The following is a 22,480-nucleotide window of genomic DNA, read 5'->3' as shown; positions in this document are numbered from 1 at the left end:
GGCGGCCGGCGCGCGAAACGCGCGCGTCGCTGAACTCAATCAAAAAGCGGCAACCACTACGTCCGTGCGTAGCCGGATGCGTCAGAGCAGTTTGGCTGTTTTCACTCAGGCAAGTCCGAGAAACGACCCGACCCAATGCACGATCTCGCCGTTGTTGAACGCGATGTCGTACGCAAAAACTCCGAACCCGATAACGATGACCGTGAGCGTCTTCATGATACTAATTATCAGCAGGCGGACAGATCGTTGATAATCAGTTCACAGACATTAACGGCCGGTTAACTCGCAGATCCGCCGTTCGGCCTACTCCGCCGCCTCGCGTCCGAACTGAAGTTCGGCGAGATGCGCATAGATTCCGCCGCGCCGTACCAGCTCGCTATGCGTACCGGCTTCGGCGATACGGCCGTTCTCCATGACGAGAATCCGGTCCGCCTTTTGCACTGTCGCCAGGCGATGCGCGATGACGATCGTCGTCCGGTCCTTCATCAGGTCTTCAAGCGCTCGCTGCACAGCGCCTTCGCTTTCCGCATCGAGCGCGCTCGTCGCCTCGTCGAGCAGCAGGATCGGCGCATCTTTCAGAATAGCGCGTGCAATGGCGATGCGTTGACGCTGACCGCCCGAAAGCGATGTGCCGCGTTCGCCGAGACGGGTGTTGTATCCATCCGGAAGACGGCGAATGAATTCGTCGGCCTGAGCCGCGGCCGCCGCGCGCCGCACTTCCGACAGCGTCGCGCCGGGCGTGCCATAGCGAATGTTTTCGGCAACCGTATCGGCGAACAGCGCAACGTCCTGCGGTACGAGCGCCATGCGATTGCGCAGCGCCGAGAGGTCGGCATCCTTGACGTTGACGCCATCAACGCGAACGATGCCCGTATCGGGATCATAGAAGCGCAGAAGCAGATTGAAGATCGTGGTCTTGCCCGCCCCCGAGGCGCCGACGAGCGCCAGCGTCTCGCCCGGTTCGGCGCGGAATGAAACACCATCGAGCGCTTTATCGCCCTTGCGCGCCGCATACGCGAACGACACGTTTTCGAACGCAACGCTGCCGATTGCGGGCTCCGGCAGCGGCGTCGGCTTCTCCGGCGAACGGATTTCCGGCACCGTCGCCATCATCTCAGAGAGGCGCTCCGCAGCGCCGGCTGCTTGGCTGATCTCACCCCAGACTTCCGAGACTTCTGCGAGAGATGCCGCAGCAAACAGCGCGTAAAGCACAAACTGCCCAAGCCGGCCGCCGGTCATGTCACCGGCAATCACCGCCGATGCGCCGTACCAGAGCACGGCCGTGATGCTTGCTACCGTCAGGAAGATGGCGATGCCCGTCAGCGCCGCACGAGCCCGCATCCGCCGACGTGCCGCAGCGAACGTCCGCTCCACCGAACGGTCGTACCGATCCGTCACGGCCTTCTCGTTGACGTAGGCCTGCATCGTCCGGTAGGCGGCAAGGTTCTCGGCCGCGTAGGCCGATGAATCGCCGAGCGTATCCTGCGCCTCGCGTGACAGGCGGCGCACAAGCCGCCCGAAGCCGACGAGCGGCAGAACGATGACCGGGATCGCCAAAAACACCAGCAGCGAAAGCTTGGTGCTGGTGATGAACATCATGATCAGCGCGCCGACCAGCATGATCGAGTTGCGCGCCGCTTGGCTCAGCGACGAGCCGGCAACGGCTTTAATCTGCGTGGTGTCCGCCGTCAGGCGGCTCATGATCTCGCCGGAATGATTGACATCGAAATAGGCCGGTCCGAGCTTCGCGAGTTGCGCGAAAACCTTCGAGCGCAAATCGGCAACCACCCGCTCGCCGATCCAGTTGACGAAATAATAGCGTGCCGGGCTCGCGATCGCGATGATGAGGCCGATGCCGATGAGCGTCAGGAAGTAGCTGTTAATGAGCGCGGAATCGTTGCCGGCAAAACCCTTGTCGATCATACGCCTGACGGCGAGCGGAACCGACAGCATTGCAAGCGCCGAAACGACCAGGGCGATAATGGCGCCCCAGAGCGCACCCTTATGCGCGGTGATCAAGGGCATCAGCGTCTTCAAAGGCTTAAGCGACATGCGCCGGCGTTCCCGGGAAGGTTCATCCGTAGGTTGAGCCCGCTCAGGGCTCTGGTCTGCAACGTCGCTGCTCATGGGGTTCTGGTCCAAGTCGTGGGGAAACAAGATGTTTCGACCCTCAAGCCGCGGGGACCATGCCCCACCGCAGCCACGGGCTCAAGTGGCAATGGGACGCTGTTTGGCCTTAAGAAAATTACGATTTGCTTAGGTTTGCGACGCACTGCGGCTTGTGCGGGATAGCTATCTCGGCTAAACAACGCGGCAATTCAGTCCCCTCTTTGTCAAGACCGGGGCCGGAGCTCTTCAGGGCTTCGCCGTGATAAACGTATTACCAGACGGACCAAAGGCTATGAAGAAAGACGCCGATCTCCACCCCGACTACCACCAGATCAAGGTGGTCATGACGGATGGCACTCAGTTCATGACGTACTCGACGTACGGCAAGGAAGGCGACACGCTCACCCTCGACATCGACCCGAACACGCATCCGGCTTGGACCGGCGGCGATGCGAAGTTGATGGACCGTGGCGGCCGCCTGTCGCGCTTCAAGAAGAAGTTCGAAGGCATGTTCTGATCGCTTTTCGCGATCGAACGTATCGTCAGAAATCAAAAGGCCCGCTCTCATCGAGCGGGCCTTTTTGATTTTCGAACTGTCGTCGCGCTCAGCTGACTTTCGCAGCGAACGCCCGCTCCAGCAAACCGACCTGATGCGCAACAGGGTTCACCGCTGCTTCCGGCGCGTCTGCTGCCGACGGCGTCGTCAGAATGCGATCGAGCTGGGAGATGCGATCGTGCAGAGCAAAGCTTTCCTCGATCAGGCTCTGAAGGCCCATCGGGAGCTCCGAATAGCCCTTGACGTGCGCCGGGCGGCCAAAGGCCTGCAGCTTGACGCGACGCCGCTTCTTGCGCGCTTCGTCCTCGGTAATCTCACCTTCACGAAGCGCACGGCGAATGAGAAGCCACGAAGCTAGATCGAGCAGCCGCGTCGTCAGACGCATGCTTTCGGTTGCATAAAGGACGCCGACCCCGCCAGCGAGCGCCTTTGCTTCCTTGCGGCCCGGACCGTCAAGATAACTGGCCGTGCGCTCGACGAGCGCCATGCCTTCTTTGAAGATGTGGTCAAACTGTTCGGAGGACTGAAACCGCTCTCCGAACGAGACCGTTGTGGCGCCGCCAGACGGCGCGCCATCCACGCGATATACGTTACTCATGACCCTCAACGATACAAACGCTTACCCGTGTGCAACTGCTACCACGAACCGACACTAGAGCACCATAGTTAACAACCTCGCCCAAAACGGGGCGTTTCCAATCATGTTGTGGACAGTGCAAAAAAAGAGCCGCTCCGTTAGGGCGGCTCGAAAGTCAACAGGGAGGCGTCAAATGAGGCGGCAGAGGGGCCGCCACGATCCAGATGGCCTGGATTAACACCGAAAGTGCAGCAATATGCTTAAGGTTCAGTTAAGTGGAAACGTGAGCGGAGTGATGCGCTGTTAGGATTCGAAACAGCAGCGCCAAATTCATCGAATCCCAAAATTGGACAGTATGCAGCGTAATTCAAATTGATCGTTAGAGCGCACTTTACGATTTAAAAAGCGCGCGCGCCGCCTCTTCGTGACGCTTCTTGCGATCGACTTCCGCACGCACCCGAACGATCTCCGCCTCAAGATCTGCGATCCGTTTTTCGAGCTCTGCGACCGACAGCGTTTCGAGGCTTTCACCGATTGCTGTACCCTTTGGTTTTTTCGGCGGCAACAGATCGTCGAGGTCCATGACGCGTCCTCCGGCTCTTATGCCCCCACTCTATTGAAGATGCCGCCGCGGGTCGAGATCGGAGGCAGCAGAGAGGGCGCGTCTCCATCCCGCCTTGTCCCGGCGGCGCTTGCGGTGCATTCCTCTCGCCAGCCAAAATACCAAGAGAGCAAACGTGATGAGCCTTCCCACTACGATGAAAGCCGTAGCGATCAACGGAGCCGGCGGCCCCGAAGTCCTGACGATGACGGAACTGCCGCTACCCAAGGTGAAGGCAGGCGAAGTGTTGATCAAGGTTGCAGCAGCAGGCATCAATCGGCCGGATGTAATGCAGCGGCAGGGAAATTATCCCCCGCCGAAAGGCCATTCCGAACTCCCCGGCCTCGAAGTCTCCGGCACCATCGCCGCATTGGGCGAAGGCGCGAAACGCTTCGCCGTCGGCGACGCCGTACTGGCCCTCGTGCCCGGCGGCGGCTACGCCGAATATGCAGCGGTATCGGAACTCGCCTGCATCCCTAAGCCGGATGCTATTTCTTTCGTTGAAGCGGCTGCCATCCCTGAGACCTTCTTCACTGTCTGGCACAACGTCTTTCAGCGCGGACAATTGAAGGCCGGCGAGAAATTTCTCGTTCATGGCGGCAGCGGCGGCATCGGCGTAACTGCCATTCAGCTTGCCAAAGCATTCGGCGCCACGGTTTTCACGACCGTTGGCTCCGACGAGAAATGCGAAGAAGTCCGCAAGCTCGGCGCCGACATCGCGATCAACTATCGCACGCAGGATTTCGCTCAAGTCATCAAGACCGAGACGGCAGGCAAAGGCGTCAATGTCATCCTCGATATGGTTGGCGGCGATTACATCGAGAAAAACATTCGCTCGCTCGCCGACGATGGCCGTCTCGTCAACATCGCGTTCCAGAAAGGCTCTACCGCAACAGTCGACTTCATGCGCGTAATGCTGAAGCGCCTTACGCTGACGGGCTCGACGCTGCGCATTCGTTCGAACGAAGTGAAAGGCGAGATTGCGAACGCGATCGCCGAAAACGTCGTGCCCTTGATCGTTGCCGGCAAGATCAAAATCCCGCTCGACAGCACGTACCCGCTGGCCGACGCCGCTGAAGCCCACAAACGCATCGACAGCGGCGCCCACATCGGCAAAATCGTTTTGACGATTTTGTGAGACTTAATTTTACCAGTGGATCCGGGCCTAAGCCTCATCCAGAAGCTCGGTCCCATAGGAGTTGTCGATGACGCAAAGCCACTTACCGCCAGCGTTCTTGCGGAAGACATAAGTCGATCGTCTGACCAGCGTTGTCTCTGTGCCATCGGCGCCCGACGTCGTCAAAATCGCCTCCGCGATGACAAGGGCCGCATCGCCGGCCTCGATAATCTTCATCTTGTCTTGAGTAATTTTAAGCGAATGGTTGAAGTGATCGGCAATCGCGACAAACGCCTTGCGGATGTCTGCTTTGCCCGAGACATTCAATCCTGGCCTGACGACAAGCGTTGCGTGATCGTGGTAGAAGTCCTTCACCGCGTCGAAATCTTCCGCCATGATTGCCTCATCGGCGGCCTCGATAACGCGCTTCAATTCGTGATCCGACATTTCCGTCCCGTTCGGTATTGCTGAGCCGTAGCTACCAAACAAAATCTTTCATCACCGCAACCGGCTTCGCGGCGCTGTCGTTTGCGAATAGGCGGCGCGATGCGTGGTCCATCGTTTCGTCTGACCGTACGGAGATTCCGCTCGCGATAAACACAGAACGGATACCGAATGCGGCCGCTCCCGCAATGTCGGTCGCCACGCCGTCGCCAATCGCCAGCACCCGATCCCTGTCGACCGCCGCACCGCGTTTCTCTGCGCCGATCTTGAGCGCGAGGTCGTAGATCGGCCGATATGGCTTCCCGGCGTAATTGACGGTCCCGCCCAGCGCCGTATACGCCGCTGCAATCGCTCCGGCGCAATAGATGATGCGGCCACCACGTTCGACCTTCAGATCCGGATTGGCGCAGATCATCGGCACATCGCGCGCACGAAGCTTCTCCAAAATCGCGGCGTAACTATCCGGCATTTCCGTCTCGTCGTCGTAAAGACCGGTGCAGACCGAAACTTCGGCATCCTCGATGGTCGCGCCGGGCTGAGCCTTCAACCCCGCGAAGATCGGCAGATCGCGCGACGGCCCGATGTGCAAAATAGGCCGCCCCGCCCACGCGTCGATGAGACTGCGCGACACGTCTCCCGAACTGACAATGCCGTCATAAGCATCGCGCGATACGCCGATGCTATCGAGCTGCTTGCCCACGCTCTCCCGCGGCCGCGGCGAGTTCGTCACCAACAGTGCTGTTCCACCCCGCTTGCGAAAAACCTCGCACGCCGCCACCGACGACGCGAACGGCCGCACGCCGTTGTGCATCACGCCCCAGATATCGACGAACCAGAGCTCGGATGTTTCCGCGAACGGCGCAATGGACGAGAGAACGGGAATGTCGGTCATCGGCAGGCCTTTACATGGAGCGCGCGCTCTGCGGCCCCGATAAACGGCCCTATAAACGACGCGGCGCCGGACTGTCATCCGGCGCCGTCGTCACAGTCATTAACTTCGCTACGCTATCTCAAGCCGCCGCCGATTGATCGGACGGCCCCGCGCCGCCGTCGACGTTGACCTGTCGCGGCGCTCCAAACAACGGCCCTTGACCTAACAGCACACCGGCGTCGAGCAGCCGCTTTTGCGTTGTTGCGTCCTGAATGCCCGCCGCAATGATCGAAAGCCCTGCCAGCGTCGCCCGCTGCAGAATTTCCTCGGCCGGCACAAGCCGCTCTGGTGTGGCCAGCCCATTGAGCAGCGTCTGAGCGTCAATGCAAACGAAGCGGAAGCCCGATCTCTGCAGCGCCGCGAAATCCGTCCCCACGTGACGAACCTTGTCGAGCGCAAAGCGGAACCCGAACGCGTGCATATCGCGCACGGCCTGCCAAGCCGCCGGTGAGAACGCGTCGACCGCACGCTGCGTAAACGTCAGTACGAGCTGTGCCGAAATTCGCTGCCGCGTTTCGTAGGCGTTCGCGAAGGTTTCAAGAAAAGCCCTGCTCGTCATCGAGGAGCCAAAAAATTCCGCGAGCAGCGAACCTTCTCGATCACGCGCATCCATCCGCGCCGCCAGCGCAGCGGCCCGATTGAGACGCGCAATATCAAATTTCGCATCGCGTTCACCATCGATCAGCGCAAAATCGTCCTCGCTGAAGGTGAGTGTCTCGCCTGTCGGCGAAACGAGGTTCGCCGTCATTTCGTAGTGGCTGACTGAATGCTCCGACAGCGTCACGATCGGCCCAAGCAAGACGTCGATGGTTCCATCGTCAACAGCACTGCTGATCGCAGCCGCACGCGGCGGTAGGGTCGGCCCCAACGGCAGCGAGAAATCGGGAAGCGGCAGCTCAAGGTTGGGAGGTGCCACATCGCGCTCAGCAGCATTTGATAGTTGAGCAGCAGAGGCAGACGCATCGGCATCCGAACCCGCGATTCTTTCTGCCGTCGCCGGAATGACGAGCTCGCCGAAACCCGTTGCGGGGTTCGCCGGAGCAGCAGCTGGCTGCGCAGGCATCGACTGTGGTCGGGAATCGGGCTTCGGCTCGGCAGCCTGCGTTTCGAACTTCGGAATGAAATCGCCGAGAGACGGCCTGCCGCGCATGCTCTTTGCAGCAGCGCGCAGCGCTCCGATGGAGTCTTCCAGCGGGCTCGACGGTCCACTCGGACGAGTCGCAACGAGCTGCGGCTTGGGACGCAATGCTTCCGCCGCGTTCACCTCGTCAGCGAGTTCCTTGATCTTACGCTGCACGAGTTCGAGATCGCCCTCGATGGTCGTCGCGACTGGTGCCTGTGCGTTGCCGTTCATGGCGTTGCTCGCGGCCGACGCGCCCTGCACGGACGCCTGGGCATCGGTACGAGGCCGGAACGACCACTGCTCGCGCGGCGCATCCCCTTGCGGCGGTTGCGGCCCCATGAACTGCGTGTCGGCAGGCGGCGCCGAAACCGGAGGCTTTACAGTCGGTCCCTGCAGAGACGGACCGGCGCCCGCTTCGCTTGCCGACTTCGCCGCTGCTTCACCGATAGATGGTAACGGCGCGCGCTGCGCCTTCCGCGGCCCCTGCTCGGGCGCGAGCGGACCGACGAACGGTTGCGTCGGACCCTGGGCGCCGGCTGGCGCCACATCCGAGCGCGGAACAAGGTTGCCGATGTCACGGCTCAATTCGCGAATCCGAGCTTCGGTCGCGCTCTGCGATGATTGAGGCTGCGCTTGGGCCTGCTGGGTAGCGGGGCCCGGACGCATTCCGCCTTTCGGCCGGCCGGCAAGGCGGCTTTGGGCCAGCTCCGCCTTCAGCTGAGCGATCTGCGCCGACTTCTGCATCTGCTTATGAATAAGCATCAACAGCGCCAGCGTTACGACGCCCACGGCGCCAGCAACAGGAAGCGCCAGCCCGAGCTGGGCAAAGCACATCACCGCCACGGCAACGGAAGCGATGACGATTGACGCCACGATCAGCCCATCCCGCGATTTAACCTCGCGAGGCGAATCCTGGGATGGTGCAGCGGCGCTTGGAGCAGGCGGCCCATTTGCCGGAGCAGGTCCTGGAGCCGGACCAGGCCCAAAAGCGGGACCAGGCACAAGAGCCGGCGATGGTGCAGCCGTGTCGGCAGGCGCGACACTGTCTTGCGGCTTCGAGTTGTCCTGTTTTGTCATCTTATCCAAGCAGCTAGTCGATTCGTCAGTCTCAACCTTCGCAGAGGCGTGAAACGCGGCGCAACGTGCGCGCCTCGAACTATCACCACCTTTTCCACCCTCCGCCCGCACTAAGGGCAGATGGATGCCTGTGCGGGGCGTCAGGGTCACAGCCTTATAACGCGTGGCGCGGTGCATAGTCTCAAAAGCGCCCTTGACCCGTCTCCCCCAAACCCGAATCGGCTGGCTGTTTAGGTCTCGTTAGGCGAATCGGCGTGCTATCATCCTGCCGACGGCGCCTCTCGCGTTCGCCGGTTCAGCGTGTTGTCAGGAGGGGAAGAGCGCCATGTACATGGATCGAGTTGGTACCAGCGTCGAAGAAGAAGTTTCGAGTGAGTTATCGCGGGCGCGCATCCTTATCACCGGCCTCACCGGAAACTCGGGCATCGACGTCGCCCGGACATTTGCCGATCTCAACGTCCGCCTTGTCGCCCATACCGCCGAGTTGTCGCCGGAACTCGTTGAGTTGTTCGCCTTCCTATCCCAGAGCGCTAGCGAGATTCGCCTCCATACTCTCGATATTTCGACTGCAAATTCCGCGGCGCGCTTCGCCCAGACCTCGGCTCAGGCTTTTGGCGGTCTCGACGCCGCCATTAACATGACGTCGATTTCGGCCGACGAGATCGATGCCATCGACGACGATGCCGATCTCGAAGCCCTTATAGAATCAAAGCTTGCACCCCTCGCCCAGCTTACCCGGGTGATCGCCAATCGCATGTGCCTCGTCATGAGCGAAGGCCTCGTCCTCAACGTCGTCAACATGCCAGAACCCCGCGATGCCCGCTCGGCCGCGATCTGCGGCGTCATCCGGACGGCACTCGCCGCGATGATCGCGCAGGAAGCCCGCGCCTGGGCCGATAAGGGCGTTCGCATCAACGGTGTTGGCCCCCGCGCCTTCTTCGACGGCCGCGGCGGAGCCTATCTCGCCAGCGAACCCGACGTCGCTTCTCTCGCGCTGCACCTGGCTTCCCGCCGCGGCCGCACACTTTCAGGCCACGTCTTCGACGCCACCGGAATTGACGTCTGAAATCCGGCCCTCAGTGCGCGATTTGCTTTTGCCCGGCGAAACCCCGATAACCGGCGCTCTCTCAAGCGAGAGCGTCGAAAATGGATATCCGCCAGCTTCAATATCTCGTTGCACTGGCGCGCGAAAAGCATTTCACGCGCGCTGCCCAGGCTTGCAACGTCACGCAGCCGACGCTCTCTGGCCGCATCCGCCAGCTTGAGCTTGAACTCGGCGTGCCCATCGTCGAACGCGGCCAACGCTATCAGGGTCTGACTCAGGAAGGCGAACGTGTCCTCAAGTGGGCGCAGCTCATTCTCAACAATTGGGCTTCGATGCATCAGGAGCTGGCGCAGCTTGCGATCAGCGATTTCGGCCTGACTGGCCGCCTGGTTCTCGGCGCCATTCCGTCGGCGCTGCCGATTCTGCCCTATCTGACGCGCGACGTGCAGCGCCTACATCCGCAGATCAACTTCACGATCATGTCGATGAGTTCCGAGGAAATCCTGCGCGGCCTCAACGAGTATACAATCGATGCCGGGATCAGTTACCTCGACAACGAGCCGATCAATGGCCTCGTCGCCACCCCGCTCTACGTCGAGCGCTACTGTCTTTTTATTCCGGAAGACCATCCGCTGGCCGACCGTGAGGCGGTGAGCTGGCGTGATGCAGCCGAGCTTCCACTCGGCCTGCTGACATCGAACATGCAGAACCGGCGCATCATCGACCATGCTTTCGAGGTCGCCGGCCGCCACCCGGAACCGGCGCTCGAAACCAATTCCGTGATCAATCTCTATTCCAACGTCCGCCTCATGGGGCTGGCGAGCGTCATGCCCCATTATCTGTTGAATCTCCTAGGCGACGATCCCGGCATCCGAGCCATTCCTCTTGTAGATCCTGAGGTGGCGCACAGCGTCGGCATGATCACACAGGATCGTGATCCCGTTGCACCGCTCGTACGGGCCTTCAGAGAGGCCGCGACCGCTCTTTCTGCAAAACGCATTTCCTGAAATTTTCCGGCTACTTAGCCCGAGAAAATGCTCAAAACTATGCCATTCGGCCTAGTTTTTGCGCCGCATCATTGACGGCGTCTATAGAGATATCGACTATATCGATTTGAACCGAGGTGCGGATTGAACCACTTAACCGTTTATGCGGCAAAGTGCGCACTGCGGCACGAAAGACCGCCAACAATACCGAGGAAACGCCACGCATGGCGAAGAAAGCCAGCCAAAACAACGGCACTTCGACGGCGCCAACGCCAGTCATGGACCCCGCTGAGGTTGCGGCCTTGGCGGTATGCGCCCGTCACGGCAACAAGCCCGACGAGCTACTGGAGATTTTTCACGAGTTGCAGCATCAGCTTGACTACGTGCCGGATGCGACGCTGCCGGTGATCGCCAAGGCACTGAACCGCTCCCGCGCCGAGGTCTACGGCGTGTTGACCTTCTATCACGAATTCAAACGCCATCCCGTCGGCCGCCACGTCGTCAAGATCTGCCGCGCCGAGGCCTGCCAATCGATGGGCACTGAGAAGCTCTGTCAGCACGCAGAGCAATCGCTTGGGACCAAACTCGGCGGCACCACCGCCGATGGTTCGGTCACCATCGAACAGGTCTTCTGCCTTGGGAACTGCGCGCTATCGCCGGCCATCATGGTCGGCGAAAAACTTTATGGCATGGTCGATTCTAAGCGTTTCGACGAAATTATCGGCGCCCTCGACAAGGAAGCTGCAGAATGATCAGGGTCTTCGTTCCAAGAGACGCTGCAGCGCTCTCCGTCGGCGCCGACGAAGTCGCAGCTGCGATCACCAAAGAGGCAAAATCTCGCAACCTCGATATTCAGATCGTCCGCAACGGCTCGCGCGGCATGCTCTTTCTTGAGCCGCTCGTTGAGGTCGAGTTGGCGGATGGCCGCGTCGCCTACGGTCCGGTGATGCCGGGCGATGTCGCCGGCCTTTTCGAAGCTGGCTTCCTCGAAGGCAAATCCCATCGTCTCGGCCACGGCCGGACTGAAGAGATTCCCTATTTCAAGAGCCAGGAACGGCTGACGTTTGCGCGTTGCGGCATTACCGATCCGCTTTCCATCGAAGACTATCGTGCCCACGGCGGCTATGAGGGGCTTGCCAAAGCCTTGCAGATGAAGCCGCTGGATATCGTTACCGAAGTGACGACGTCGGGTCTTCGCGGCCGCGGCGGGGCAGGCTTCCCGACCGGCATCAAGTGGAAGACGGTTCACGACCTGCCGCCGGGCGAAAAGTACGTTGTCTGCAACGCCGACGAAGGCGACAGCGGCACCTTCGCCGACCGCATGCTGATGGAAGGCGACCCCTTCTGCCTGATCGAAGGCATGACCATCGCCGCCGTCGCGGGCGGTGCCCAGAAGGGCTACATCTACGTTCGATCCGAATATCCCCATTCGGTGCACGTGCTGCGCGAAGCCATCGAAATCGCACGCCAGGCCAATTGGCTCGGCAACAACATCCAGGGCACGAACTATTCGTTCGATCTCTTCGTCCGGATGGGTGCCGGCGCTTACATCTGCGGCGAGGAAACGTCGATGCTCGAAAGCATCGAGGGCAAACGCGGCATCGTTCGCTACAAGCCCCCGATCCCCGCCATTGAAGGCCTGTTCGGCAAACCGAGCATCATCAACAACGTGATGAGCTTCGCGGCCGTGCCGATCATCCTGTCGAAGGGCGGCGAGTTTTATAAGAACTACGGCGTCGGCCGCTCGCGCGGCACGCTCGCCTTCCAGCTCGGCGGCAACATCAAGCAGGGCGGCCTCGTCGAGAAAGCGTTCGGCGTCACCACGCGTCAGTTGATCGAAGACTGGGGCGGCGGCACCGCGACGGGACGTCCCGTCCGCGCTGTCCAGGTCGGTGGTCCGCTCGGTGCCTACATCCCGGCATCGAAGTTCGACGTGCCGATGGATTACGAAGAATTCGCCAAAGTCGACGCCATGGTCGGCCACGGCGGCCTGGTCGTTTTCGACGACACGGTCGACATGGCAAAGCAGGCACGTTTCGCGATGGAATTCTGCGCGATCGAAAGCTGCGGCAAGTGCACGCCGTGCCGGATCGGCTCGACGCGCGGCGTCGAGGTGATCGACCGCATCATCGACGACGTCGACCGCGACAAGAACTTGGCGCTGCTTGAAGACTTGTGCGTAACGATGACCGACGGCTCGCTCTGCGCAATGGGCGGCCTCACGCCGTTCCCTGTCATGAGCGCGGTGCGTGGCTTTCCGGAAGACTTCCACAAGCCGTCGCCTAATAAATTTCTCGCAGATGCCGCAGAATAAAGTTTCAGGATCAGCTGACCTCCAAGAGGACGCTCGATGAACCAGCATATCAAGCCGATGACTCTCATCAAAGAGACCGACTTCGGCACGCCTACGCCCGATGTTCACGAAGCCACCAAAATGGTGACGCTCGAAATCGACGGCAGCGAGATCACGGTGCCCGAAGGCACGTCGATCATGAATGCCGCGATGCAGCTCGGCATTCAAATTCCGAAGCTCTGCGCCACAGACAGCCTCGACCCGTGGGGTTCGTGTCGTCTCTGCTTGTGCGAGATCGAGGGCCGCAAGGGAACGCCTGCGTCCTGCACGACGCCCGTCGCCCCCGGCATCAAGGTCACGACGCAAAATGCTCGTCTCGCCAACCTCCGTCGTGGCGTGATGGAGCTTTACATCTCCGACCATCCGCTTGACTGCCTGACCTGCGGCGCCAACGGCGACTGCGAGCTGCAGGACATGGCGGGTGCAGTCGGCCTGCGCGAAGTCCGCTATGGCTACGACGGCGAGAACCACGTTTTCGCCAAAACGAAAGACGGCGAAGCCAACGACCGCTTCAAGGCGAAAGACAAGTCGAATCCCTACTTCCAGTTCGATCCGTCGAAGTGCATCGTCTGCTCGCGCTGCGTTCGCGCTTGCGAGGAAGTGCAGGGCACGTTCGCCTTGACGATCGATGGCCGCGGTTTCGCTTCTCACGTTTCTGCCGGTATGGACGAAGAATTCCTGTCGTCGGAATGCGTCTCCTGTGGCGCCTGCGTCCAGGCCTGCCCGACAGCAACGCTCATCGAGAAGTCCGTTCTTGATCACGGTCAGCCTGAGCATTCGCTCGTCACGACGTGCGCTTATTGCGGCGTCGGCTGCTCGTTCAAGGCCGAAATGCGTGGCGAGGAAGTCGTCCGCATGATGCCCTACAAGGACGGCGGCGCCAACGAAGGCCATTCATGCGTCAAGGGCCGCTTCGCGTTCGGTTACGCGACGCACAAGGATCGCGTGTTGACGCCGATGATCCGCGAAAAGATCACCGATCCGTGGCAGGCCGTGTCGTGGGATGAAGCCATCAGCTATGCCGCGAAACGTCTCAAGGACACGCAAGAGAAATACGGCAAGGATTCCATCGGCGGCATCACTTCCTCGCGCACCACGAACGAGGAAGTCTACGCCGTGCAGCGTCTGGTTCGTGGTGCCTTCCGCACCAACAACATCGACACCTGCGCCCGTGTCTGCCACTCGCCGACGGGCTACGGCTTGAAGCAGACGTTCGGTGAATCGGCCGGAACGCAAGACTTCAAGAGCGTCGATAAGACGGACGTCATCATGGTCGTCGGCGCCAACCCGACCGACGGTCACCCTGTCTTTGGTTCGCGCATGAAGAAGCGCATCCGCGAAGGCGCCAAGCTGATTGTCGTCGATCCCCGTCGCACAGATATCGTGCGCTCGCCACACGTTGAGGCGGCCTACCATCTTCAGCTTCAACCCTCGACCAACGTCGCGGTCATGAACGCGATCGGTCACGTGATCGCGACCGAAAATCTGATCGACACCAAGTTCGTCAAACGTCGTTGCGAACCCGCTGATTTCTATCGCTGGGAAGAATTCATCAAGCGCCCTGAAAATTCCCCCGAAGCGACCGAGCATATTACTGGCGTTCCGGCGCAAATGGTTCGCGAAGCCGCGCGCCTTTTTGCGACCGGCGGCAACGCTGCGATTTACTACGGCCTCGGCGTCACCGAGCACAGCCAAGGCTCGACGATGGTCATGGCCATGGCCAACATCGCAATGGCGACCGGCAACATCGGCCGCGAAGGCGTCGGCGTGAACCCGTTGCGCGGCCAAAACAACGTGCAAGGCTCATGCGATATGGGCTCGTTCCCGCACGAGTTCCCCGGCTACCGCCACGTCTCGAACGCCGAAGTGCGCACGATCTTCGAGAAGGAATGGAACACCAAGCTTGATCCGGAACCGGGTCTGCGTCTTCCCAACATGTTCGACGCGGCCTCCGACGGCACGTTCATGGGCATGTTCATCCAGGGCGAAGACATCGCCCAGTCGGATCCAAACACGCACCACGTCGAGCACGCGCTGGAATCGATGGACATCGTCATCGTGCAGGACTTGTTCCTGAACGAGACGGCCGCCTTCGCGCACGTCTTCCTGCCCGGCACGTCGTTCCTCGAAAAAGATGGCACGTTCACGAACGCCGAGCGGCGCATCAACCGCGTCCGTAAGGTCATGCGCGAAAAACAGGGCATGGCGGAATGGGAGGTCATCTCGCGCCTCTCGACGGCGATGGGTCATCCGATGCATTACAATTCGGCGTCGGAAATCATGGACGAGATCGCCCGCGTCACGCCGACCTTCGAAGGCGTCTCGTTCGACCGCATCGACGAGCTCGGCTCCATTCAGTGGCCGTGCAATGAAGAACATCCGGTCGGCACGCCCGTCATGCACACGGATGAGTTCACGCGTGGCAAGGGCCGCTTCATGTTGACGGGCTTCGTCCCGACCGCCGAGCGCACCAACCGCAACTTCCCGCTGATCCTGACGACCGGACGTATCCTGTCACAGTACAATGTCGGTGCTCAGACCCGGCGCACTGAGAACGTCGCGTGGCACCCGGAGGACATCCTCGAACTTCATCCGCACGACGCGGAGGTGCGTGGCATCAAGAGCGGCATGAAAGTGTCTCTTGCAAGCCGCGTCGGCGCCACCACGTTAACGGCGAAGGTCTCGGATCGCATGCCGCAAGGCGTCGTCTATACGACCTTCCACCACCCCGTGACCGGCGCCAACGTCATCACCACGGAAAACTCGGACTGGGCGACCAACTGCCCCGAGTATAAGGTGACGGCGGTACAGGTTCACGTCTCCAACCACCCGTCCGAGTGGCAGGAGGAATGGCAGGAACGCGAGTTCGAGAACAAGCGCATCTCCAAAGACAAGAAGCTGGAGCCGGCGGAGTAATTTCCTCTCAGCCGACCCTCCCGGAGTTGACTGCAATGAATGTCATGCCCAAAGCCGTATCTCAGCCAGCGGGCGGCGCGGGCCTGTGTTCGCGCCCCGCCTCCGGCGAGCAGACGACGGCGTCAGGCACGCACACGATCACGTGGCAACTGCCGGAGGAAACGCCGGTTGCGTTGCAGATTAACTCGTCGCCGTACACCGTGATGATGTCGACGCCGGCAAACCTGCGCGACTTCGCCATCGGCTTTCTCGTCGGCGAAGGCATCGTGCCGGATCCGAGCAAAATCCAGGGAGTCCTGGTGATGCCGGTCGACGGCGGCATGGCGGTTGATGTCGCCGTGCCGGAAGACGCGATCGACTCGACGCGCCTGTCACGACGCACGATCGAAGCCCGCACCGGATGCGGCCTGTGCGGCGTCGAAGAAATCGAGTCCGCCGTTCGTCCGCTGAAACCGGTGCATCGCTCATGGTCGCCATCGCCGGATGCCATCCGCCGCGCCGCGCAGAACTTATCGGATCAGCAGCCGATGAACCGCTTCAACCGCTCCGTCCACGGCGCGGCTTGGGTGTCGAAGGACGGGGAGATCAAGCTCGTCCGCGAAGATGTCGGCCGCCACAACGCCCTCGATAAGCTCATCGGCGCGCTTTACACGCAGAACATCGACCGCAGCGAAGGCTTTGTGCTGATGACCAGCCGCTGCAGCTTCGAGCTTGTTCAGAAAACCGTCACGGCAGGCATCGGTGCGCTCGTCACCGTCTCGGCGCCGACCGCACTCGCCCTCGAACTGGCGACGAACGCCAATCTCTTCCTCGCCGCACTCGGCCCTGGCGGCCCTGTCATCTTTAATCGTTGAACGCTTTCCCATCCAACAACCAGAAAATTACCTGACGATGCAAAGCTCCGACATCATCCGCATGACCAATCAAATTGCCGCTTATTTCGAGTCGTATCCGAAGCAGGAAGCGATCGACGGCATCGCGATGCACATCCACAATTTCTGGGAACCGCGGATGCGCAACGAGTTGAAGTCCTACATCGACGCTGGTGGAAAGGACCTTTCGCCTCTCTTCCTCGAAGCCATGGCTGCTTATTACAAAGGCCCGAAATCGCCGGTGAAGCAGGCCGTCGTGCAGAACAAAGACAAAGTCGCGCCGAAAGGCGCTATGCCGAGCACCGCCAGCGGCGGCGGCGACGCGGGCTAAGACCTCCCCAAGACACGGCACTAAAAAAGGCGGCGGTGTTGTTCCACGCCGCCTTTTAAGTTTCGAACGTGGCAAATTACTCTGCAGCGGCCCGGCTTGCAGCCAGCACCTGATCGCGCAGCCGCCCGGACACTTCCGCCAGATGATCGAAACCGAACGTGAACGAGCCGACGCCTGCCGTCGCTGACCTCAGGTCGATGATCAGGTTGTCCATTTCCGCTTCCGGAATATGCGCCTCAATCACATCCCATCCCGGCCAGCCCGAACGCGCATCGAACCCCAGGATCTGCCCGCGCCGCTGCGAGATGATGCCGTTGATCCGCGCGTTTGCTTCCGACGGCACCGCAATCGACACGGCCATAATCGGTTCGAGCAGCACGGGATTGCACTTCGGCATGCCTTCCGTCATCGCCAATCGTCCGGCCTGACGAAACGCCATGTCGGAAGAATCGACCGAATGGAATGAGCCGTCAGTTAGCGTCACCGCGACATCGACCACCGGAAACCCGAGCGGCCCTTCGCTCAAATAATCGCGTACGCCAATTTCGACCGAAGGAATGAAGTTCTTCGGAATGACGCCGCCCGTGATCTTGTCGTCGAACGCAACTCCACTTGATCGCGGCATCGGTCGGATGTCGAGTTTCACGTCGCCGAACTGCCCGTGTCCGCCGGATTGCTTTTTGTGCCTCGCCCGCACCTCCGTCGCCGTGCGGATTGTCTCTTTGTAGGCGACGCGTCGCTTCTCGCGCGTAACGTCGATGCCGTACTTGCGCATCAAGCGTTCAAGCGCCACGCGCAGATGCATCTCGCCCTGACCATGCAGCAGGATTTGATGCATGTCGGCGTTGTGTTCGAGCGTTAGTGAGGGATCTTCGTCCGTCAGCTTCGCAACGGCCGATGACAGCTTCACTTCGTCCTTGCGATCCTTGAGGCCGAGACCAATCGCCAATGCCGCCTGTGGAGCTTTCGCAACCGCCACCTGCGCCGCCGCCGACTTCCCAACCGCAATCGTCTCGCCGGACCTGATGGAATCGAGCCGCCCCAGCGCCACCGTTTCTCCGGCTTTCGCCGTACCACGCTTAGAAGTTTCTTCCCCGCGAATGCTGAAGACGCCGGCGACACGCTCCTCCTGCCCTTGCGCACCCGTCACGGTCGCTCCGTCGGCGATCTCACCGGCAAAAACGCGCGCGAACGACAGCTTACCACCCGCCTTCGTATGCACGCTCTTGAACACGTAGGCCGCAGATTTCGCACCATCGAGCTTCAGCCGTTTGGCGGTGTCTTCAACGGTCGGGCATTCGTGCCGCAACACTTTCAAAAGCCGGAGAATGCCGTGCCCATGCTCCGCTGAGCCGAGCAGCACCGGACAGATCAATCCGTCGCGCAATTCCTTCGTCAGATCCTCAAACACCCGATCATTGGGCGGCGGAATATCGACGAGCAACTGCTCCATCAGCTCATCGTCGTAATCGGCGAGCTTTTCAAGCATCTGGAACCGCGCCTCCTTCTCGCGCGCGGCGACGGCTGACGGCAGTTCGATAATTTTGCTTTCGGCATGCTCGCGATAGACGTAGGCACGCTCGGACGCGAGGTCGACGAACCCCGTCGCGATGCCGTTTTCCCAGATCGGGATCTGGCGCAGAACCAGGGGCTTGGCGCTTGCAGGCTGAAGACTTGGAATGACATCGCGGACCGGCACGCTCGACGCATCGATCTTATTCAGGAAGAGAAGATGCGGCACACCGGCATCATCGAGCTGCTTCAGGATCACCTGTAAGGCTGACACGCGCTTGGGGTCCGGCTCGCACACCACGACTGCCATGTCGCAAGCTGGAAGCGCCAGCGCGCCCTCGTAGGCGAATTCGACCGAGCCTGGACAATCGATGAAAGTGTATTGCTCTCCGAGAAACGAAGCTTCCGCAACATTGAGCCCAACGCTCATTACGTGGTCGCGAGCCTCCGGGGTACTGTCTCCCACCGTCGATTTCGCTGAGATCGATCCGGCCCGGGAAATCGTACCGGTTCGCGCCAGGATCGCTTCGAGAAGTGTGGTCTTACCACTTGCAAAGGGTCCGATGAGCGCCACGCATCGCGCGCCCCGGACCCCGCCTCTGCCACTTTGAGTGCCGTTTCCGCCTTTTGGGCCATCTGAGCTTGTCATGATTGCCTCCGATTGCGAGGCGCGCGACCTTGCTGGCCGCACCCCGCACCTCGGAAGGGAGCGGCTTAAACAATGCTCGCTCCAAAGATCAGACAGCACAACGATCTTCGCCGCACAGTTTCGTGAATACTTTTATTGCAGCGCGATACGACGACCATTCAAGGGAGTTTTATTTTGCGCTGCCGAACCTACATTGCGGCGCATGTTTGTCGAACGAGGTTCTCAAGCGAAAAATAACTTGAATAACTTTATATTCGTCGCATTGTGAACTCTTCCGGTGTTTCGCGCGTTCTAGGGGTACTGGCGAGAGATGCGGAATGGGCCAGAGGGAATTGGCTCAGAAATGCGAGGCAAGGTTATGAGTATCGAAACCCTAATGTCCGCGGCTAACGCTGCTGGATATGTCATGGCCGCCGAGGAACAACTCCCCGAGACCTTCGGCGCCGAGCCGACGGTTTTCGAATTTAAAGCGCAGCCAGCGACAGAAATTGCAATCTGGCGGCCGGTCGTCCCGGCAGTCGATGGCAAACCGATTACGAGCCAGCTCGCCCATGCTTGGGATTGGTTCGCCGAACGGTTCATGCCGCACGGCGCGACTCCGGCGTAAGGCTTCGGCACGCCACCAAGTTGCCGATCGAATTTTCAAGCGCGCGACCGAAATCGCGCGCTTTATGTTTTTTAGCTGAGATTTCCGCAGAACCGCTGGATGCGGGTGCAGGCGTCCTTCAAGGACTCGGTCGAAGCCGCATAAGAAACGCGGAATGATGGCGAGCCTTCAAACGCCGCACCGTGAACCACGGCGACGCCCTCTTCTTCTAAAAGGGCCGTCACGAAAGCTTCATCGTCCTTGATGACCGTGCCGCCCTTGCTAGTCTTGCCGATCGTCGCCTTGATGCTCGGATAGACGTAGAACGCGCCTTGCGGCTTCGGACACTGGATGCCCTTCGCCTGGTTGAGCATGCTGACGACGAGATCCCGCCGCTCGACGAAGATCTTGTTGTTGGCAGCAATGAAGTCTTGCGGCCCGTTCAGAGCTTCGACACCCGCCCACTGCACGATCGACGACGGGTTCGAGGTCGACTGCGACTGCAGCTTGCGCATGGCGTTGATCAGGATTTCCGGACCGGCGGCATAACCGAGACGCCAGCCGGTCATGCAGTAAGCCTTTGACAGGCCATTCATCGTCAGCGTCCGCTCATAAAGCTTCGGCTCGACCTGCGCCGGCGTTGCGAACTCAAGCCCATCATAAAGCAGGTGCTCGTACATATCGTCGGTCAGCACCCAGACGTGCGGGTGACGAAGAAGAACGTCCGTAATGATCTTCAGATCGGCAGCCGAATAGGCGGTGCCGGTCGGGTTCGACGGCGAGTTGAAGATGAACCACTTCGTCTTCGGCGTGATCGCCTTTTCGAGCGCATCCGCCGTCAGCTTGTAGCCGTTTTCGAGCGTCGTCTCGGCAAAAACCGGCTTGCCGCCGCCGAGCAGCACGATATCGGCGTAGGACACCCAGCATGGCGCCGGAATGACGACCTCGTCGCCCGGGTTGAGCGTCGCAAGCAGCGCATTATAGAGCACCTGCTTGCCGCCCGTGCCGACCGAAACTTGGCTCGGCTTGTAGTCGAGACCGTTGTCGCGCTTGAACTTGGCAACGATGGCCGCCTTCAATTCGGGGATACCGTCGACGTCGGTGTACTTTGTTTTACCCTCGTCGAGCGCCCGCTTGGCGGCGTCCTTGATGTTCTGCGGCGTATCGAAATCCGGCTCGCCCGCGGACAGCGAGACAATGTCCCGACCCTGCGCCTTGAGCTGGCGCGCTTTGGTCGAAACGGCGATGGTTGCGGACGGTTGGATGCGGTTCAAACTGTCGGCGATGAAGCCCATGATCGAAGCGACCTGTAAACGAGGTGAGGAAACGGACAAGACTTCTTATTTCGCAGCGGCGAGATAAGCGGCGCGGACCCTAATTGCAATGTATCCGCGCCGCAAGTCGCGCTTTTGCAGGGCTCTTATCGCCATCGTGAGATCATGATGCAGGCGGGACACGAAGTGCGGGCGAATTCGTGAGAACCAACCAATTGATCCACCGGCGCCACAATCCGAACCCACGTCCGCCCAGATGCAAAGGTCAACTTTGCTTTAATGGAATGTCATTACCAAGTTGATGCTGAGCGGGAGGTCTTGAGACAATGAGTGTGAGTGCTGATCCGGAAACGCCTCCGCGCGCGAAAACTCGCGCTCATCCGAAATATCGCCGCCTCGTGCGTCCCCTGGTGGACGCCGTCGCGGCAGGTCTCCTCTTCACGATCGTCAGTTCGACACTGATCTGCAATCACGCCAAGGCCGGGATCGTGCCCGCAGCCTTCATCGGCGTCGCGCAGGCGGCTCAGAAATCCGCGGCTGAAAAGGCCGTCGCCCAGCCTGGTCCGCAGCCCATTGTCCAGATCGCGACCGCGACCTCCTCGGCCGACGCCGTTTATCGCCAAACAAGCGTAATGGCCGCATGGGGCCTACTTGGAGTTGCATTTTCTCTGATGACAGCGCTAAACTTGGCTATTCTGCGGCATCTGAAGCGCGCTTATGCGGTCCCTGCCCGGCGTTTCCCACCCACGAAATAGAGTTATTGGCTGATGAGGCGAGCAGCGCTATTGAATTGCCGTAATCTCGCCTGTACGTCTGAGGATAGCAACAAGGTTGCATTTGGACCGGTTGTTGCCCTGATAGGAATGCTGGAGACGGAAGCATGACGAAGCAGGAAGTAACGCGCCCTCTTTGGTTGGGTTTGGCGGCTGGTTCGACAGTGGCCTTCGCCGGGTTGGCGTTATTTTTCGCTAGCAGCGAGTCGGTCCTCCGCTCGAGCTTTCAAACGGCTCTGAACGACCGCGCCGAAATTCACACCAAACAAGTCAGACAGGTCGCATCTCTCGCACCGACGACGCCGGTTTCTGGCTCCGAAGACTTCTGGCTTTCGGCCATGCGTGACGGCACCACGCCCGTCACCAAGGCGGTCTCGGTCGGGGATCAGATTTCGCTGGATCTTGGCGGCGTCCATCGCACGCTCGAAGTTTCGACCGTCTCCGATTTCACGCCGCAGATCACCCAGATCGACACCTCGAAGACCCCGACGCACCTCGTTCTCGTCACTGCCCGTGATCTGAACGATTCAGGAGCCCGGCCCGTCCGTTTCGTGATGGAAATTCAGCAGGGCGGATTGCCGGTCGTGGCTGGCGGACGCGGCGGGCGCACGCTCTGATTTTCGTGCTGTAATTCTGACCGCTCAGGTT

At 60.4% G+C, this 22,480-nt stretch carries 20 protein-coding genes; 12 read left to right on the top strand and 8 right to left on the bottom strand.

What is annotated here, in order from left to right; all coding sequences use genetic code 11:
• Positions 1–303: 303 nt before the first annotated feature.
• A complete protein-coding gene (locus RLW41_RS15410) occupies positions 304–2,127 on the bottom strand; it encodes an ABC transporter transmembrane domain-containing protein (protein ID WP_409562514.1) in 1,824 nt (607 codons plus the stop codon).
• A gap of 274 nt (positions 2,128–2,401) precedes the next feature.
• Here RLW41_RS15410 and rpmE point away from each other — a divergent pair, with 274 nt between their 5' ends.
• Entirely contained in the window at positions 2,402–2,626 is a 225-nt protein-coding gene (rpmE, locus tag RLW41_RS15405; RefSeq protein WP_013946625.1) for a 50S ribosomal protein L31, read from the top strand.
• A gap of 88 nt (positions 2,627–2,714) precedes the next feature.
• Here rpmE and RLW41_RS15400 read toward each other — a convergent pair whose 3' ends face one another.
• Both RLW41_RS15400 and RLW41_RS15395 read right to left on the bottom strand, forming a co-directional pair.
• On the bottom strand, positions 2,715–3,263 hold the full coding sequence (locus tag RLW41_RS15400) for a DUF1465 family protein (RefSeq protein WP_013946624.1): 549 nt from the start codon (positions 3,261–3,263) through the stop codon (positions 2,715–2,717).
• A gap of 370 nt (positions 3,264–3,633) precedes the next feature.
• Positions 3,634–3,825: a DUF1192 domain-containing protein gene (locus RLW41_RS15395; RefSeq protein ID WP_024275507.1), complete on the bottom strand. Its 192-nt coding sequence runs from the start codon at positions 3,823–3,825 to the stop codon at positions 3,634–3,636.
• A gap of 157 nt (positions 3,826–3,982) precedes the next feature.
• On the opposite strand from RLW41_RS15395, the gene RLW41_RS15390 reads away from it, so the two are divergent.
• Positions 3,983–4,981, top strand: coding sequence for an NAD(P)H-quinone oxidoreductase (locus tag RLW41_RS15390; RefSeq protein ID WP_409562512.1), 999 nt, complete (start codon positions 3,983–3,985; stop codon positions 4,979–4,981).
• 27 nt (positions 4,982–5,008) lie between these two features.
• On the opposite strand, the gene RLW41_RS15385 is transcribed toward RLW41_RS15390, so the two are convergent.
• From RLW41_RS15385 to RLW41_RS15375, 3 genes are all read right to left on the bottom strand, one after another.
• Positions 5,009–5,407 carry a YybH family protein gene (locus RLW41_RS15385; protein WP_409562511.1) on the bottom strand — a complete coding sequence of 133 codons (399 nt, stop codon included), beginning with the start codon at positions 5,405–5,407 and terminating at the stop codon, positions 5,009–5,011.
• A gap of 31 nt (positions 5,408–5,438) precedes the next feature.
• A complete protein-coding gene (locus RLW41_RS15380) occupies positions 5,439–6,296 on the bottom strand; it encodes a TIGR01459 family HAD-type hydrolase (protein ID WP_414462030.1) in 858 nt (285 codons plus the stop codon).
• Positions 6,297–6,414: 118 nt separating this feature from the next.
• A complete protein-coding gene (locus RLW41_RS15375; protein WP_414462029.1) occupies positions 6,415–8,331 on the bottom strand; it encodes an EAL domain-containing protein in 1,917 nt (638 codons plus the stop codon).
• Between the two features lie 529 nt (positions 8,332–8,860).
• On the opposite strand from RLW41_RS15375, the gene RLW41_RS15370 reads away from it, so the two are divergent.
• From RLW41_RS15370 to RLW41_RS15340, 7 genes are all read left to right on the top strand, one after another.
• Positions 8,861–9,601: an SDR family NAD(P)-dependent oxidoreductase gene (locus RLW41_RS15370; protein WP_409562508.1), complete on the top strand. Its 741-nt coding sequence runs from the start codon at positions 8,861–8,863 to the stop codon at positions 9,599–9,601.
• An 80-nt stretch (positions 9,602–9,681) separates the two neighbouring features.
• On the top strand, positions 9,682–10,587 hold the full coding sequence (locus RLW41_RS15365) for a LysR family transcriptional regulator (RefSeq protein WP_409562507.1): 906 nt from the start codon (positions 9,682–9,684) through the stop codon (positions 10,585–10,587).
• Between the two features lie 203 nt (positions 10,588–10,790).
• On the top strand, positions 10,791–11,318 hold the full coding sequence (locus tag RLW41_RS15360; RefSeq protein WP_414462028.1) for an NAD(P)H-dependent oxidoreductase subunit E: 528 nt from the start codon (positions 10,791–10,793) through the stop codon (positions 11,316–11,318).
• Positions 11,315–12,880 carry a formate dehydrogenase beta subunit gene (locus RLW41_RS15355; protein WP_414462027.1) on the top strand — a complete coding sequence of 522 codons (1,566 nt, stop codon included), beginning with the start codon at positions 11,315–11,317 and terminating at the stop codon, positions 12,878–12,880. The genes RLW41_RS15360 and RLW41_RS15355 overlap by 4 nt, the downstream gene beginning before the upstream one ends.
• Before the next feature lie 57 nt (positions 12,881–12,937).
• Positions 12,938–15,835 carry a formate dehydrogenase subunit alpha gene (fdhF, locus tag RLW41_RS15350; protein ID WP_409563234.1) on the top strand — a complete coding sequence of 966 codons (2,898 nt, stop codon included), beginning with the start codon at positions 12,938–12,940 and terminating at the stop codon, positions 15,833–15,835.
• Positions 15,836–15,870: 35 nt separating this feature from the next.
• On the top strand, positions 15,871–16,689 hold the full coding sequence (gene fdhD, locus RLW41_RS15345; RefSeq protein ID WP_414462026.1) for a formate dehydrogenase accessory sulfurtransferase FdhD: 819 nt from the start codon (positions 15,871–15,873) through the stop codon (positions 16,687–16,689).
• 37 nt (positions 16,690–16,726) lie between these two features.
• Entirely contained in the window at positions 16,727–17,038 is a 312-nt protein-coding gene (locus RLW41_RS15340) for a formate dehydrogenase subunit delta (protein ID WP_409562504.1), read from the top strand.
• Between the two features lie 76 nt (positions 17,039–17,114).
• Here the strand turns inward: RLW41_RS15340 and RLW41_RS15335 are convergent, their stop codons facing one another.
• Positions 17,115–19,199, bottom strand: a complete 2,085-nt coding sequence (locus tag RLW41_RS15335; RefSeq protein WP_414462025.1) for an elongation factor G — start codon at positions 19,197–19,199, stop codon at positions 17,115–17,117.
• A 376-nt stretch (positions 19,200–19,575) separates the two neighbouring features.
• On the opposite strand from RLW41_RS15335, the gene RLW41_RS15330 reads away from it, so the two are divergent.
• Positions 19,576–19,806 carry a hypothetical protein gene (locus tag RLW41_RS15330; RefSeq protein ID WP_414462024.1) on the top strand — a complete coding sequence of 77 codons (231 nt, stop codon included), beginning with the start codon at positions 19,576–19,578 and terminating at the stop codon, positions 19,804–19,806.
• Positions 19,807–19,877: 71 nt separating this feature from the next.
• Here the strand turns inward: RLW41_RS15330 and RLW41_RS15325 are convergent, their stop codons facing one another.
• Positions 19,878–21,080, bottom strand: coding sequence for a pyridoxal phosphate-dependent aminotransferase (locus RLW41_RS15325; RefSeq protein WP_013946610.1), 1,203 nt, complete (start codon positions 21,078–21,080; stop codon positions 19,878–19,880).
• Positions 21,081–21,385: 305 nt separating this feature from the next.
• On the opposite strand from RLW41_RS15325, the gene RLW41_RS15320 reads away from it, so the two are divergent.
• The gene (locus tag RLW41_RS15320) at positions 21,386–21,814 is read left to right on the top strand and encodes a hypothetical protein (RefSeq protein ID WP_414462023.1); all 429 of its coding nucleotides are present in this window, start codon (positions 21,386–21,388) and stop codon (positions 21,812–21,814) included.
• 125 nt (positions 21,815–21,939) lie between these two features.
• A complete protein-coding gene (locus RLW41_RS15315) occupies positions 21,940–22,449 on the top strand; it encodes a hypothetical protein (protein ID WP_414462022.1) in 510 nt (169 codons plus the stop codon).
• Positions 22,450–22,480 lie beyond the last annotated feature (31 nt).

The sequence above is a fragment of the Hyphomicrobium sp. DY-1 genome (assembly GCF_047497105.1).
In the GTDB taxonomy this organism is placed as follows: domain Bacteria; phylum Pseudomonadota; class Alphaproteobacteria; order Rhizobiales; family Hyphomicrobiaceae; genus Hyphomicrobium_B.
This window is presented reverse-complemented; position numbering and strand designations above follow the sequence as displayed.

What these genes read in the sequence shown, in the direction of transcription:
- RLW41_RS15410 (WP_409562514.1), bottom strand. Translation starts at nt 2,127, where the DNA reads ATGAGCAGCGACGTTGCAGACCAGAGCCCTGAGCGGGCTCAACCTACG.
- rpmE (WP_013946625.1), top strand. Translation starts at nt 2,402, where the DNA reads ATGAAGAAAGACGCCGATCTCCACCCCGACTACCACCAGATCAAGGTG.
- RLW41_RS15400 (WP_013946624.1), bottom strand. Translation starts at nt 3,263, where the DNA reads ATGAGTAACGTATATCGCGTGGATGGCGCGCCGTCTGGCGGCGCCACA.
- RLW41_RS15395 (WP_024275507.1), bottom strand. Translation starts at nt 3,825, where the DNA reads ATGGACCTCGACGATCTGTTGCCGCCGAAAAAACCAAAGGGTACAGCA.
- RLW41_RS15390 (WP_409562512.1), top strand. Translation starts at nt 3,983, where the DNA reads ATGAGCCTTCCCACTACGATGAAAGCCGTAGCGATCAACGGAGCCGGC.
- RLW41_RS15385 (WP_409562511.1), bottom strand. Translation starts at nt 5,407, where the DNA reads ATGTCGGATCACGAATTGAAGCGCGTTATCGAGGCCGCCGATGAGGCA.
- RLW41_RS15380 (WP_414462030.1), bottom strand. Translation starts at nt 6,296, where the DNA reads ATGACCGACATTCCCGTTCTCTCGTCCATTGCGCCGTTCGCGGAAACA.
- RLW41_RS15370 (WP_409562508.1), top strand. Translation starts at nt 8,861, where the DNA reads ATGTACATGGATCGAGTTGGTACCAGCGTCGAAGAAGAAGTTTCGAGT.
- RLW41_RS15365 (WP_409562507.1), top strand. Translation starts at nt 9,682, where the DNA reads ATGGATATCCGCCAGCTTCAATATCTCGTTGCACTGGCGCGCGAAAAG.
- RLW41_RS15360 (WP_414462028.1), top strand. Translation starts at nt 10,791, where the DNA reads ATGGCGAAGAAAGCCAGCCAAAACAACGGCACTTCGACGGCGCCAACG.
- RLW41_RS15355 (WP_414462027.1), top strand. Translation starts at nt 11,315, where the DNA reads ATGATCAGGGTCTTCGTTCCAAGAGACGCTGCAGCGCTCTCCGTCGGC.
- fdhF (WP_409563234.1), top strand. Translation starts at nt 12,938, where the DNA reads ATGACTCTCATCAAAGAGACCGACTTCGGCACGCCTACGCCCGATGTT.
- fdhD (WP_414462026.1), top strand. Translation starts at nt 15,871, where the DNA reads ATGAATGTCATGCCCAAAGCCGTATCTCAGCCAGCGGGCGGCGCGGGC.
- RLW41_RS15340 (WP_409562504.1), top strand. Translation starts at nt 16,727, where the DNA reads ATGCAAAGCTCCGACATCATCCGCATGACCAATCAAATTGCCGCTTAT.
- RLW41_RS15335 (WP_414462025.1), bottom strand. Translation starts at nt 19,199, where the DNA reads ATGACAAGCTCAGATGGCCCAAAAGGCGGAAACGGCACTCAAAGTGGC.
- RLW41_RS15330 (WP_414462024.1), top strand. Translation starts at nt 19,576, where the DNA reads ATGTCCGCGGCTAACGCTGCTGGATATGTCATGGCCGCCGAGGAACAA.
- RLW41_RS15325 (WP_013946610.1), bottom strand. Translation starts at nt 21,080, where the DNA reads ATGGGCTTCATCGCCGACAGTTTGAACCGCATCCAACCGTCCGCAACC.
- RLW41_RS15320 (WP_414462023.1), top strand. Translation starts at nt 21,386, where the DNA reads ATGAGTGTGAGTGCTGATCCGGAAACGCCTCCGCGCGCGAAAACTCGC.
- RLW41_RS15315 (WP_414462022.1), top strand. Translation starts at nt 21,940, where the DNA reads ATGACGAAGCAGGAAGTAACGCGCCCTCTTTGGTTGGGTTTGGCGGCT.